At 56.0% G+C, this 12,875-nt stretch carries 13 protein-coding genes; 4 read left to right on the plus strand and 9 right to left on the minus strand.

The window, feature by feature from the left end:
- Positions 1 to 281 precede the first annotated feature (281 nt).
- The 3 genes from SH678x_RS20090 to SH678x_RS20100 all read left to right on the plus strand — a co-directional run bounded on the left by SH678x_RS20090 (position 282) and on the right by SH678x_RS20100 (position 4,300).
- Positions 282 to 1,784, plus strand: coding sequence for an Nramp family divalent metal transporter (locus SH678x_RS20090; protein WP_496920244.1), 1,503 nt, complete (start codon positions 282 to 284; stop codon positions 1,782 to 1,784).
- Between the two features lie 107 nt (positions 1,785 to 1,891).
- Positions 1,892 to 3,055 carry a Gfo/Idh/MocA family protein gene (locus SH678x_RS20095; RefSeq protein WP_496920245.1) on the plus strand — a complete coding sequence of 388 codons (1,164 nt, stop codon included), beginning with the start codon at positions 1,892 to 1,894 and terminating at the stop codon, positions 3,053 to 3,055.
- A gap of 87 nt (positions 3,056 to 3,142) precedes the next feature.
- Positions 3,143 to 4,300 (plus strand): Gfo/Idh/MocA family protein, encoded by a 1,158-nt coding sequence (locus SH678x_RS20100; RefSeq protein ID WP_496920246.1) that lies wholly within the window; start codon positions 3,143 to 3,145, stop codon positions 4,298 to 4,300.
- A 193-nt stretch (positions 4,301 to 4,493) separates the two neighbouring features.
- On the opposite strand, the gene mutY is transcribed toward SH678x_RS20100, so the two are convergent.
- The 6 genes from mutY to SH678x_RS20130 are packed head-to-tail and all read right to left on the minus strand — an operon-like array spanning position 4,494 to position 8,872.
- Positions 4,494 to 5,597, minus strand: a complete 1,104-nt coding sequence (gene mutY, locus SH678x_RS20105; protein WP_496920247.1) for an A/G-specific adenine glycosylase — start codon at positions 5,595 to 5,597, stop codon at positions 4,494 to 4,496.
- Positions 5,598 to 5,656: 59 nt separating this feature from the next.
- Complete coding sequence (locus SH678x_RS20110) at positions 5,657 to 5,902, minus strand: hypothetical protein (protein WP_496920248.1); 246 nt, start codon at positions 5,900 to 5,902, stop codon at positions 5,657 to 5,659.
- Positions 5,899 to 6,090, minus strand: coding sequence for a FeoB-associated Cys-rich membrane protein (locus SH678x_RS20115; RefSeq protein ID WP_496920249.1), 192 nt, complete (start codon positions 6,088 to 6,090; stop codon positions 5,899 to 5,901). The genes SH678x_RS20110 and SH678x_RS20115 overlap by 4 nt, the downstream gene beginning before the upstream one ends.
- 17 nt (positions 6,091 to 6,107) lie before the next feature.
- Positions 6,108 to 8,360, minus strand: a complete 2,253-nt coding sequence (gene feoB / locus SH678x_RS20120; RefSeq protein WP_496920250.1) for a ferrous iron transport protein B — start codon at positions 8,358 to 8,360, stop codon at positions 6,108 to 6,110.
- A complete protein-coding gene (locus tag SH678x_RS20125) occupies positions 8,361 to 8,588 on the minus strand; it encodes a FeoA family protein (RefSeq protein WP_496920251.1) in 228 nt (75 codons plus the stop codon).
- Positions 8,585 to 8,872 carry a FeoA family protein gene (locus SH678x_RS20130; RefSeq protein ID WP_496920252.1) on the minus strand — a complete coding sequence of 96 codons (288 nt, stop codon included), beginning with the start codon at positions 8,870 to 8,872 and terminating at the stop codon, positions 8,585 to 8,587. Before SH678x_RS20130 ends, SH678x_RS20125 begins: the two co-directional genes overlap by 4 nt.
- Positions 8,873 to 9,222: 350 nt before the next feature.
- Between SH678x_RS20130 and SH678x_RS20135 the strand changes: the two genes are divergently transcribed.
- Complete coding sequence (locus tag SH678x_RS20135) at positions 9,223 to 9,777, plus strand: BON domain-containing protein (RefSeq protein ID WP_496920253.1); 555 nt, start codon at positions 9,223 to 9,225, stop codon at positions 9,775 to 9,777.
- Between the two features lie 74 nt (positions 9,778 to 9,851).
- On the opposite strand, the gene SH678x_RS20140 is transcribed toward SH678x_RS20135, so the two are convergent.
- From SH678x_RS20140 to SH678x_RS20150, 3 genes are read right to left on the minus strand one after another with little or no spacing between them, the layout of a single operon-like run.
- The gene (locus SH678x_RS20140; protein WP_496920254.1) at positions 9,852 to 11,330 is read right to left on the minus strand and encodes an NAD(P)(+) transhydrogenase (Re/Si-specific) subunit beta; all 1,479 of its coding nucleotides are present in this window, start codon (positions 11,328 to 11,330) and stop codon (positions 9,852 to 9,854) included.
- Between the two features lie 21 nt (positions 11,331 to 11,351).
- Positions 11,352 to 11,621 carry an NAD(P) transhydrogenase subunit alpha part 2 gene (locus SH678x_RS20145; RefSeq protein ID WP_496920255.1) on the minus strand — a complete coding sequence of 90 codons (270 nt, stop codon included), beginning with the start codon at positions 11,619 to 11,621 and terminating at the stop codon, positions 11,352 to 11,354.
- A gap of 37 nt (positions 11,622 to 11,658) precedes the next feature.
- Positions 11,659 to 12,864: a Re/Si-specific NAD(P)(+) transhydrogenase subunit alpha gene (locus tag SH678x_RS20150; protein WP_496920256.1), complete on the minus strand. Its 1,206-nt coding sequence runs from the start codon at positions 12,862 to 12,864 to the stop codon at positions 11,659 to 11,661.
- Positions 12,865 to 12,875 lie beyond the last annotated feature (11 nt).

Here is a 12,875-nt window from a genome sequence, read left to right on the forward strand (position 1 = left end):
TCCACCACCAGTCGGCCCAAATTCGACCGGTGGTGGAGGGTTGTCTTTTTCTAGCACCCCGCATTATCGCGATCCCTTGGCCACTTACCGCAAGAATTTTTGGCCGGCGTTAGGACTGTTTTTCTTTTGTCAGAAGCACGTTACATTGTTCTTCGAAGACGTGCGGCGGATCTAGATTCTGGCAATCAATTGTTATCGCCCGGTTGCCGTGAGTAATCGCTTTGCTTCGCTGGCGCTTCGCAGCGCGGCTAACGATTTCCTTCTCGTGGTTTATTTTCTTCATGCCCGAACCTTCATCCAAGATCGTCCCCGAGGAATACCACGGCGTGTTTGCCGAGCCGTGGTCGCTCGTGAAACTTGGGCGCGTGTTGCATATCTTCGGACCGGCGGCGATTGTGGCGTCGGTCGCCATCGGTGCGGGTGAAACAATCGTCGTGGTTCGCGCGGGGGCGTGGGCGGGTTACGGATTGCTGTGGCTTGTGCTACTGAGTGTTATCGTCAAAGGCATCTTCGTCACCTATCTGTTGGGACGTTACACGGCCGTGAGTGGCGAGCCGATCAGTCAGCGGCTTGTCCGCGTGCCAGGTCCACGGGGATGGCTGTTGATTCTTATTGTGCTTTTAGAAATGGCGGCCGCCGGGCCATTGTGGGCCGCGGTGGCACGACCTTGCGGCGACTTGTTGTATTACTTGCTGTTTGCGAACCAAGAAACGGTGGTCAGTCCTGAAACACAAAAATGGATTGCCCGCGGGATCACGCTGGCCTTCATCATCGTGGCGTTGGGATTCAGCGTCGTGATGAATTACGACAAGCTCGAAAAACAGCAGGTGATGATCTGTTGCGTGCTTGTCTTGGGGACCATCATCGGCACGGTGCTAGTCAAACCCGACCTGTGGGAAGCACTCAAGGGAAGCTTGGCGTTTGGCCGCGTACCGGAGTTTCCCGGTTGGGCACCGGCCACGGTGAAATCGCAGCCGGCGCTTACGCTCGCCACGACGTTTGGCTACGTCGGCGGTAGCGTGTTGGGCTACATTGTTTATGCGAATTGGATTTCACTGCATGGCTGGGGAATCACCAGCCACCCGCAGATCGACGAAATCCGCCAACGTGCCGCGGCAGGAACTCCCGGCGATTATCTGCCGCAGGACGCAAAGCTGGCCAAGCGCGTGTTACGTTCGCTCGCACCGTTGAAGTGGGACGTGGCCTGCGGGGCGCTCGTACTCTGGATCGTGACCGCCTCGTTCATGATGGCGGGGGCGGCCGTGTTGTATCCGCTTGCCGCTCGCGGCGAATTGCCTGCGTCATTCAGTGACTGGAGCTTGCTCACCGATCAAGCCTACATTTGGCGAAATATTCACCCGGCGTTGATCTGGGTCTACTACATTTGCGTGCTGTTGGCTTTGTGGGGAACGCTGCAAGCCTTTCCCGAAATCTATTCGCGGACCATCTTTGATTTCTCGCAAGCGATTTGGCCCACCAAACATTGGTCGCAAAAGAAGATTCACGCCGTGGTGCTGGTTTACGTGTTAGTGATGTCGGCACTAGTTATCGTCAGTGAATTAAAATTCGACACGCTCACCCACATCGTGGCCTTTCTGACGACCAATATGGCCGTGGCGGTGGCGATGTGCGCGGCATTATATCTCAACTTCCAACTCCCGCCGGGCTATCGGACTCGGTGGTGGATGCTCATCGGCGGGATTTTCTCGGCCGTGATTCTTTTATGCGTGACAACCGTGAGCGGAATCGGTTTGTGGGCAGAAGTACGTGGATTGATGGATTAATTATCGCTTTCGCCCATCACTTTCCGTCCCTACGCGCAAAACGTGAAATTGCTAAAATGGCGGGCCTGTGAAAACTTGTCCCGCCCTTGGCATTTCTGGAACTATTCATGTCGCGTAAGACACTCAACGTCGCTCTGATCGGCTACAAATTCATGGGCAAGGCCCACAGCCAAGCCTGGAGCACCGTCGGCCGGTTTTTTGATCTCGATTTACAGCCCGTGCTGAAGGTGGTATGTGGGCGCGATTCCGCCGCCGTGACGGAATTTGCCGAGCGGTGGGGCTGGGAAACCTCGGCCACCGATTGGCAAAAGGTTGTCAAGCAAAACGACGTCGACGTTGTCGATATCTCAGCCCCGGGGAACGTTCACGCGGAGATCGGCATCGCCGCGGCGGAAGCCGGCAAGCATGTGTTCTGCGAAAAGCCGCTCTGCTTCACGCTCGCCGAAGGCAAGCAAATGCTCGCCGCCGTGCGCAAGGCCGGCGTCAAGCACATGGTCAATTTCAATTATCGTCTCTGCCCGGCGGTTTCGCTCGCCAAGCAGATCATCGAATCGGGTGGCATCGGCGAGATTCGTCATGCTCGGTTCACGTATTTGCAGGATTGGTTGGTGGACCCCAACTTCCCCATGAACTGGCGGCTACGCAAAGGTGCCGCGGGGTCTGGAGCACACGGCGATCTGGGGGCCCACTCGATTGACTTGGCGAGATTCTTGGTTGGCGAAATTGGCGAAGTTGTCGGCATGAAAAAGACGTTCATCACTGAGCGCCCTGCCGAGGGAACTTCCACCGGTTTGTCGGCGACGGCCGGCGAAGGAACCGAGCAAGTGAGCGTCGATGATGCGTCGGTGTTTCTGGCGAAATTCAAGGATGGCGCGTTCGGAACTTTTGAAGCAACGCGATTGGCACCAGGACGCAAGAATTTCAACCGCTTTGAAATCAACGGCAGCACCGGTTCGATTGCCTGGTGCTTCGAAGATTTGAACATGCTCGATTACTATTCCACAAAAGACCCCGCCTCGGCACAGGGATTCCGGCGGATCATCGCCACCGAGGGGGTGCATCCATTCGTGGGCAATTGGTGGCCACCCGGGCACATGCTGGGGTACGAGCATGGTTTCACGCACGCGGTTTACAGTCTCACGCAAGCGATTGCTCAAGATAAACCGTGCATGCCCGACTTCCGCGATGGCGCGCAGTGTGTGGCCGTGTTGAATGCTGTGGACAAGTCGATTGATTCGAGCAGTTGGGCTCAGGTCGAAATTTTGAAATAAGTAAAGTTGTCATTCCCGCGTAGGCGGGGAAACCAGTTCTCGAAAGCCGCTAGATTCCTGCCTGCGCGGGAAAGACGGAACAAACTTATGACACGCAAAAAACTGAAAGCCGGCATCATCGGCACGGGATTTATCGGACCAGCACACGTCGAAGCGATTCGTCGTTTGGGTTATGTCGAAGTCGCGGCGGTCGCCGAGCGGGGGCAGGAACTTGCCGAGCGTAAAGCCGCCGAGTTGTCGATTCCCAAGGCCTACGGCGACTATCACCAATTGCTGGCCGATCCCGAGATCGACGTCGTTCACAACTGCACGCCGAATCATTTGCACTTCGAAGTGAACCGCGACATTCTCGCGGCGAAGAAGCACGTGGTTTCGGAAAAGCCACTCGCCATGGATTCGACAGAATCACGCGAATTGGTCCGCTTGGCGGAAGCGTCGGGCGTGGTCCATGCGATCGATTTTAATTATCGCTACATGCCGCTCGTGCAGCAGGCTCGTTTGATGTGCCAAAGCGCCGACGATGTGGGTCGTGTGCTTGCCGTGCATGGTTCGTATTTGCAGGATTGGCTGCATAAAGACACCGACTGGAACTGGCGGCTGGTGCCCGAAATGAGCGGCGCGTCGCGCGCCGTGGCCGACATCGGTTCGCATTGGTGTGACCTGATTCAATTCGTGACGGGACTCAAAATCGTGCGCGTGATGGCCGACCTGGTAACGATTCACCCCGTGCGGAAACGGCCCAAGGTTGAAGTCGAAACCTACGCCGGCAAAGTCCTCAAGCCAGAAGACATGGAAGACGTGCCGATCAAGACTGAGGACTACGCTTCGATTCTGTTGGAGTTCGATTCGGGGATGCACGGCGTGTTGACAGTAAATCAATGCGCGGCAGGTCGCAAGAACCGCTTATACTATGAGATCGACGGCAGCAACTGCGCGCTGGCTTGGAATCAAGAGAAGCCGAACGAACTGTGGGTCGGCCGCCGCGATGGACCGAACCAAGTGATTATGAAAGATCCGAGCCTGCTTTACCCAGGAGCGCGGGAGTACGCCCATTATCCGGGCGGACACAATGAGGCATATCCCGACGGTCCCAAGAATTTGTTCCGCAATGTCTACGGCTTCATCGCTGGAGAACGCGCCGGCGGCGACTTCGCCACGTTCGTGGATGGTCACAATGAAATCGCGATTTGCGATGCGGTGCTCAAAAGCAGCCAAGAAAAGCAGTGGGTGACGGTGGAGTACTGAGGGAGTTAACCGCTAATAGACACTGATGGGTGCTAATAGTTGGCAGAGGAATTGAGGACGAGCGTAGAGAATTTGAAGGCTCTCTGCTCCCTCCGCTCACTCCTGTAAAAATAGAACACAGATGAACGCTGATTTAGCGTATTGTCGCTGATCTGATTAGTGCAAATCTGTTCGATCCGCGTTCATTCGCGGTCTATGTTTTCTTGATAAGATTCGCCAACTTGCGCCCGGTCGTGCTGAGCGGCAATTCTGTTAACTCGCTTACCTTTAACCAGCGCAGTGCTTTGTCGGTGGCGAGTCGGCCCGATTGATATATCGCCCTGTAGCAATCGAGCGTGATGCGATAGCGCGTGACGCCGTGCTTGATTGTCGTGAGCAAGTTGCCCGGCTGGATGGTGATGCCCGTTTGCTCGCGGGTTTTGGCGATTAGCTCATCGCGAACGAACAGCGGGCCTTCGCTCGTGAGTTCAAAACGTGGAAAATCCCATAAGCCGGCCCAACGCTCGTTCGCCGCGCATTGTCGCAAGAGTACTTGCCCGTTCTTTTTAACGACGACCGCCGCCTCGCGGAGATCGGTGAATTTCTGCTTAGCTGGAGCTTTAGGAATTTCGTTCTGCAATCCTTGAGCGAAAGCTTCGCAGTTTTGCTTCACCGGGCAGGCATCACATTTGGGACTTGCTGGCGTACAAACCAACGAGCCGAGTTCCATCAGGGCCTGGTTAAACTCCGCGACGTTGGCGCGTGGCAAAATTTCCTCGGCGGTCGCCCAGAGAAGTTTCTGTCCGGCGGATTTCGTGGGATCATCCGGATACGCAAGCAAACGTGCGAGCAAGCGGACTGTATTCGCTTCGAGAATGGGGGCCCGCTCGCCAAAGGCAATCGAAGCGATCGCACCAGCCGTGTAGCGGCCGATGCCGGGCAAGGTTTGCAGGGTCGCGACGTCGCGAGGGAATTGGCTGGCATGTTCGGCCACGACCTGCTTCGCGGCGGCATGCAAACCCCGCGCGCGGCGGTAGTAGCCCAATCCTTCCCACAATCGCAGCACTTGCGTTTCGTCCGCGACGGCCAGCTTTTCAACCGTAGGAAACGCTTTGAGAAATCGCTCGAAATAGGGCTTCACTGCGGCCACGGTCGTTTGCTGGAGCATCACCTCGCTGATCCAAACGCGATAAGGATCCTGCGACTTCCGCCAGGGGAGATCACGTTTGTGATGGGCATACCAAGCAAGTAAGCGACGCCGGAAAGATTGCTTCCACGTGGAATCAAGTGCGGGTGATGAAGTGCAATCCGTTGCCATGATTTTTCACGCAGAGGCGCTGAGGTCGCAGAGGGGAAGCGGCTGTAGCTAGTTGAAAATCATCGATTATCCAATGCATAATCAATTTGTACGTAAAACTGCTTTAATAAGTCACGCTCTTCAACGGGCAAATCGTTGAGCATTACATAAGCGTGTTTTAGGGCAGTTCTTAAATCTGCCCAACCATCTGTCAAACCAGTATTGGAAATCCACGCAGGCAACACTAAAGCTAATGCGCTGTACTCCTTTCTGGCACACCATTTGTCAATAAGGGCATTCAGATTCTCGCTGAGGTTATCAATCACTGCGACCTCTGCGCCTCTGCGTGAGATAGATTGATTTGTTTGATTTGCACCAACGGCTTTTGATTGGTCGCACAGCTGCCGCAGGAGCCGCAGCTACCCGAACGCTTCGACGCGAAACTTTGCCAAGCCACGCGGCCGAGATAGCCAGCGGCGATTGCTACGATCGTGAGTGCGATTGCGTCTTGCATAGTTTTTCAGGCAAACACTACAACCAAATTCGGCTAGTGACTTGATAGGTCACGAGCGCGCCAATGTACGCCAGCAGCGTCATGTAACCAAACGCAAACACCGGCCAGCCCCAGCTGTTGGTTTCGCGTTTGATGACGGCGAGCGTAGCCGCGCATTGGGCACACAAGGCAAAGAACACCATGAGCGACAACGCCACAGGGAGATTGTACACTTTCTCGCCAGTATCGTCCCACCGGGCGGCCTGGAGTCGCGATTGCAGGCGGGTTTGGTCGGATTCTTCCCCCACGTCGAGGTCGCCACCCAGATTGTAAATCACGCCGAGCACACCCATCACGACTTCCCGCGCGGGGAACGAAGCAATCGCTGCACTGCCGATCCGCCAGTCCCAGCCCAACGGCCGAACGACCGGTTCGATCAGTTTGCCCGCACGTCCTAAAAAGCTGAATTGCTGGTGCAGGCTCGCGTTGAGGTGGTCGAGGTTCTCAGGTTCGTTGAATTCGGCGAGTTCTTTTTCCGCCGCGACATGTTGGGGCGTGCCGGGAGTCGCCGTGGCAATGTTTTGTTGAAGGACAGATTCCCGAGCGGCGATGGCTTCCGCTACTTTTGCTTCGGAACGCGGATAGTAGGCCAGGGCCCAGACGATAATCGTGATCGCGAAAATCAACGTGCCAGCCACGTACAGAAAATCCCAGCCGCGTTCCACCATGCGGAATAAGACATTGCGTAGCGACGGTGTTTTGTAGCTGGGGAGTTCCAACACAAACGGTGGTGTTTCGCCACGCAACAAGGTTTTCTTGAGCAGCCAGGCAATCGCTACGGCCGCGATGATCCCCACCAGATACATCGACACCATGGTCAGGCCTTGCAGGCCGATGAGTCCGCCTAAATAACTCTGCGCGGGAACAAAGGCACTGATCAAGATGATGTAAACCGGCAAGCGGGCCGAGCAGCTCATCAGCGGTGCGATGAGGATTGTCGCCAAGCGGTCGCGGCGATTCTCGATCACTCGCGCGGCCATGATGCCGGGCACGGCACAAGCAAACGACGAGAGCAGGGGAATAAACGACCTGCCACTGAGGCCTACGCCTGCCATCAGGCGATCCATGAGATACGCCGCCCGGGCCATGTAGCCGCAATCTTCCAGCACTGCGATGAAAGCGAAAAGAATGAGAATCTGCGGCAGGAAAATCACAACGGCCCCCACGCCGCCGATGATGCCATCCACAACGAGCGATTGCAGCGCCCCCTCGGGAATCATGCCAGCAGCAGTATCGGCCAGCCAACTCACGCCCGCATCGACCCATCCCATCAACGGCTCGGCGAAGCGAAAGATCGACGAGAACAACAGGGCCATGACGGCGAGCAGTACCAGCGATCCCCACACCTTGTGCGTCAGCACCGCGTCGATGCGGTCGCTCGCGGTGAGATGGCGACGATCGGGCACATGCACCACACCGTCGAGTACTTTGCCGACCCAATCGTAACGGGCCATCGCTTCCACTGCGGGGACGGGTAATCCCGCCGCCGCGAGCGATTCGCGTGCCGTGCGTAGGCTTGCGTGTTGAGTGGTTTGCTCGCTGGTCAGTAGTTGCTGCTCAAGATAACCGTTGCCATCCAAAATCAGCCGTTCGACCAGAAACCGGGGCAGGGGTGTCTCGCGGTCGGTGTTGAGCTGTGTAGCCAAACGGTCCGCGTGTTCTTGAAACGCAGCTGGGAACGGATTGAATGCGGGATGCTGATCGCGGTCAACAGCCTCGGCAATTGCCTGCTTGAGTTCTTCGAGCCCTTGGCCGCGGCTGGCTTGAATGGGAACAACCGGCACGCCTAGCCGTTGGCTTAACCCCGCGACGTCGATTTCGATCCCCCGATCCGCCGCGACATCGACCATGTTCAAGGCGACTACCGTGGGGAGACCGCAGGACAGGACTTGGCTCACCAGGTAAAGATTTCGTTGCAGGTTCGATGCATCGATAATCGAAACCACAATGTCGGGCGATGATTCTCCCGAACGACGACCAAGCAATACATCGACCGCCACCATTTCGTCAGGCGAACGCGGCGCGAGGCTGTAGGTGCCTGGCAGATCGATGACTTCAAACTGCTGTTCGCCGTGGCGGAAATGTCCGACCTTTTTTTCGACGGTTACGCCCGGATAATTGCCAACCCGCTGTTGCACGCCGGCCAGGGCATTGAAGAGAGTCGACTTCCCCGTGTTGGGATTGCCAATCAGAGCGACGCGAATCGTCGAGCGCAAGGTCGAGTTCGACATTCAGGACGCTTCCACTTCGATCTGTTCTGCCTCGCTGCGCCGCATACATAGTTTGTAACCGCGCAGCTCGTATTCGAGCGGATCACCCAACGGGGCGGAACCAATGAAACGGATTTGAACGCCGGGTGTGAGGCCCATTTCCATGAGCCGCTGGGCGCTCTCGCCGTTTTGAGAAAGCTGGACGATTTTGGCTGACTGACCCACGCCAAGCTGAGCGAGCGAAGTCATGCCGAATGCCTCGCGGCAGGGGCTGAATGCCCAGTGGCGGGAAGGGGCATAACCATCACCTGCAACAACTCATCGCCACGGACGCAGAGTTTCGACCCGTTGATACGCAGGATGCACGTCGTCCCAGGACGAATCATTTCCAACCTGGTGCCTGCACGCAAACCAATCTCCGCGAGATGACGGACAAGATCGGCGGTGCCTAACACGGTTTGCACCTCGCCCAATTCACCAGCGCGTAGCATGGAGATCGGCAGCAAATCGGCGAAATTTTCGGCTGGTTGCATAATGCCAAAGACCGGAATGAGACTCTGTATCAATTAAGCTTTGATTTTATCGCAAAGTTTTATGTCAGACAACCAGGGGACTTTCGCGCACTCAGCTTGGGGTCCCAACCGTCATCCTGGCCCCAGGAACGTCATGAAGTCCTGGAAACGGCCCGCGGTTCGACAGCCTGTCAATCGAAAAGACTCGTATTAATTGCATCGTCTTGGTGATCCAACAGACATCACTCTTATTAGGGGCAGTTTCATGACATAAGGCTAACGGGAGCAAGTCGGCATACTCTTTGCGTATTGTTCCGGCGTGGGTCACAAGTCTTTTTGCAACTCTATCAATTTTTCCAAGGAGCCATGCTATGAAACGCCTACCATTACTCGCCCTGGCATTGTTTGCTTTCACGGGTTGTACGGACAACCCGATGAATGATGCCACGACCTCGACGACCCGTGACGATGCGGATCGTTATGAAGTCAGTAAACCTGTTGTCGAACATCCTGTTGTCGATCAAACGGCCGATCCGACGATGCCAGCTGATCCTGGCGTGACACAAGCCGTGCCCGAAGGGCCAGCACTTCCCACAGATGAGCCCGTAAGTGCGCCGGATTCTGATTTAGCTACGCCAACGACTCCAGCACCGGCAATTGATAGCGAGCCAGCTATCAATAACGATGCCGCTGAGAATGACAATCAAGCGAGCGAAGATCTCTCAGCGAATATTCGCGAGGAGATTGATGCTGCCGATTTGTCGACAGCCACTGACGCCGTGGAAGTCGAAACTGCTGATGGCAAGGTGACTTTGAGCGGTACGGTTGATTCGCAAGAAGAAAAGGACCGCATCGGTGAGATCGCCAACAACGCTGCCGGTGAAGACAACGTTGAAAACAATCTCGAAGTGAAGGCTGCGGAATAGTTTTTCGTAGCGAAAGCTATTATTTAAACAACCAACTGCATCCGGTCTTAATCAGGATGTGGTTGGTTGTTTTTTTATTGCTCTTTCACGGCTGCGACTAATTGAATGAGCGCGTCTTTGCCGTCGCCGAACAGCATCAGACAATTGTCTTGGGCAAAGAGCGGATTGGGAATTCCCGCGAAACCGGGGCTCAGGCTCCGCTTCACAACCACCACGGTGCGAGCATCGCCCGCTTTAAGGATCGGCATGCCCGCGATGGGGCTCGTGGGATCCGTATCGGCCAGCGGGTTCACCACGTCGTTGGCACCGATCACAATTGCCACGTCGCACTGGGCGAATGTCGGGTTGATCTCGTCCATTTCCTTGAGTTGTTCGTAAGGAACGTCAGCTTCGGCCAGCAGTACATTCATGTGCCCCGGCATGCGGCCGGCGACGGGATGAATCGCGTAGTCGACTACTGTGCCCTGCGCTTCGAGCAAGGAAGCCAGTTCACGAACCTGGTGCTGAGCCTGAGCGACAGCCAGCCCGTAGCCGGGGACGATAATCACGCGCTGGACCCCATCGAGCATCATGGCCACTTCTTCGGCCGAGGTACTTTTGATTTTGCCGGAATAGACTTCGTCATCCGTGGGGCCACCTGCCGACGGTTCAAATTTTCCGAACAGAACGCTAGTAATCGAACGGTTCATCGCCTTGCACATGATGTTCGTCAAAATGATGCCTGAGGCACCCACGAGCGCACCAGCGATGATCAACACGTTGTTGTTGATCACAAACCCAGCGGCGGAGGCGGCCAGTCCTGAATAGCTATTCAACAGTGCAATAACGACCGGCATGTCGGCACCACCGATGGGAGTGACCAAAAACACGCCCAGTACCAGCGAGATAATACAGAGGAGCCAATATTCCCAGCCCGTGCCGTCGGTCATTTCCAAACTAAGCAAAACAGCCGCGGCAAACATCGCGGCATTGATGGCCAATTGACCAGGAAACGCAAATGGTTGGCGGAAACGCGGAAGTTCTTGCAGCTTCGCCGCGGCGACCATCGACCCTGTAAACGTGACCGAGCCAATCAATCCCGTGAGTCCCGCGGCAAGACCCGCTATACCCGCGTTCGGCAAACCCGCGGTGGGTATTTCGACCGCTGCGACAAGCACCGAAGCGATGCCGCCAAAGCCATTGAACAACGCCACGAGCTGTGGCATTTGAGTCATTTGAACGGCCGTGGCAAACCATGTTCCGATGGCCGTGCCAATCGCAATGCCTGCGATCACCAGAAACCAATTGGTTTCGGTGCTGATGAGGGTGACCACGACGGCAATGAACATACCGACGGCACCCAGCAAATTGCCTTGCACGGCCGTCTTGGGGTGCGTCATGCCTTTGATGCCCAGAATAAAGAGCACCGAGGCGAGCAAATACCCCGCGTTGGCCCAGGGAGAATGAGAAACCAGCGCTGCCGCATTCTCGACAAGCTGCGCTGCTTGCTCAACAGGAGCAAGTGGCGGAGTTTCTTGGGCAAGCACGAAGCAGTGGGATAACAGATCTGTCACGGTAGGAACCTTTGTGTGCGGCTATTTCTTTTTCTTAAACATTCCCAACATGCGGTGGGTGACGAGAAATCCGCCGATCACATTAATCGTGGCAAAAATAATCGCAAGAAAACCAAACAACGAACCCCAAAATCCATGGCCCGCAACGAGGGCCCCCACCAAGGTGATGCCACTGATCGCGTTCGAGCCGCTCATCAGGGGCGTGTGCAAAGTGGGAGGCACCTTGGCAATGATCTCGACGCCGATGAAGACGGCGAGGACAAAAATTGTCAGACCTGTGATGATATCCATGAGTTTCTTATCGAATGATTTCGTCGGGACTATCGTTTTACTGATTGGCCAAATGATCGATCGGAGGCGAGCTGGGTGGCAGAACCAGCGGGCCAAGATTGAGCATGTCGCGTAAACGCTGATTTTGAACCTGACCATCTTTCGTGGCGAGCGTATCGCGAATCACTTCGTCTTTGAGATCAATTTCCAGCTCACCCTTTTTCGCAAGGAGCTGCAAAAACGTCACCAAGTTCTTAGCATACATCTGGCTGGCATGTTGCGGCACTTCCGAGGACAGATTCGTGGGGCCGAAGATGGTCACACCATGGGCAACCACCATTTGGTCGGCTTGAGTGAGCTCGCAATTGCCGCCCCGTTCGGCCGCCAAATCGACGATCACCGAGCCAGGTTTCATACGTTCCACCGCATTGGCGGTGATGAGTACGGGTGAAGTTTTGCCAGGAATCGCGGCGGTTGAAATACAAACATCGCAATCGGCGATCACCTGGGCCAGTTGCTCTTGTTGAAGTCGAACCTGCTCTTCGGTGAGTTGTTTGGCGTAGCCGCCTTGGTCTTCTGTTTGCGACGTATCGAGCCGCAGCTTAACAAACTTGGCGCCGAGGCTTTCGATTTGTTCTTTCACGGCTGGTCGCACGTCGTAAGCCTGAACGATGGCCCCCAAGCGGCGTGAGGTGGCGATGGCTTGGAGTCCCGCAACGCCGGCGCCGAGCACCAACACTTTGGCGGCTTTGAGCGTGCCCGCGGCGGTCATGAGCATCGGAAACATTTTGGGCAGGTGCTCTGCAGCACGCAGCACCGCTTTGTAGCCGGCAATCGTGGCCATCGAGGAAAGCACGTCCATGCTTTGCGCGCGGGTAATGCGGGGGATCAATTCCATCGCAAAGAGAATGATATCGTGATCAGCAAGTTCCTTCACGGCTTGGGGATTGCCCAAGGGATCGCTCGTGCCGATGACTATCAAACCTTTGCGCAGTAACCCAAGATCGTTGCGGCCCGCTTCGGGATTTGTTCCCAGCGTGCGAACCTGCAAGACAACGTCGGCTTGAGCAAAGGCCTGCGCGCGATCGGTGACGATCTCCGCGCCTTTGTTTTGATAGTCAGCATCCGTGAAGCCAGCGGCCAGACCGGCCCCCGCTTCCACGAGGACTTGCGCACCGATTTTGGTCAGCGCGGGGATCAGATCGGGAACGAGCGCCACACGGCGTTCCCCCGGAAAGGTTTCACGAACAACGGCAACTTTCATGTCAGCCTAGC

The sequence above is a fragment of the Bythopirellula superficialaquae genome (genome assembly GCF_059632245.1).

Excerpts from the sequence above, each read along its gene's own strand:
- SH678x_RS20135 (WP_496920253.1), top strand. The coding sequence starts at position 9,223 with ATGAAACGCCTACCATTACTCGCCCTGGCATTGTTTGCTTTCACGGGT.
- SH678x_RS20090 (WP_496920244.1), top strand. The coding sequence starts at position 282 with ATGCCCGAACCTTCATCCAAGATCGTCCCCGAGGAATACCACGGCGTG.
- feoB (WP_496920250.1), bottom strand. The coding sequence starts at position 8,360 with ATGTCGAACTCGACCTTGCGCTCGACGATTCGCGTCGCTCTGATTGGC.
- SH678x_RS20145 (WP_496920255.1), bottom strand. The coding sequence starts at position 11,621 with ATGGATATCATCACAGGTCTGACAATTTTTGTCCTCGCCGTCTTCATC.
- SH678x_RS20150 (WP_496920256.1), bottom strand. The coding sequence starts at position 12,864 with ATGAAAGTTGCCGTTGTTCGTGAAACCTTTCCGGGGGAACGCCGTGTG.
- SH678x_RS20115 (WP_496920249.1), bottom strand. The coding sequence starts at position 6,090 with ATGCAAGACGCAATCGCACTCACGATCGTAGCAATCGCCGCTGGCTAT.
- SH678x_RS20130 (WP_496920252.1), bottom strand. The coding sequence starts at position 8,872 with ATGCAACCAGCCGAAAATTTCGCCGATTTGCTGCCGATCTCCATGCTA.
- SH678x_RS20095 (WP_496920245.1), top strand. The coding sequence starts at position 1,892 with ATGTCGCGTAAGACACTCAACGTCGCTCTGATCGGCTACAAATTCATG.
- SH678x_RS20100 (WP_496920246.1), top strand. The coding sequence starts at position 3,143 with ATGACACGCAAAAAACTGAAAGCCGGCATCATCGGCACGGGATTTATC.
- SH678x_RS20125 (WP_496920251.1), bottom strand. The coding sequence starts at position 8,588 with ATGACTTCGCTCGCTCAGCTTGGCGTGGGTCAGTCAGCCAAAATCGTC.
- mutY (WP_496920247.1), bottom strand. The coding sequence starts at position 5,597 with ATGGCAACGGATTGCACTTCATCACCCGCACTTGATTCCACGTGGAAG.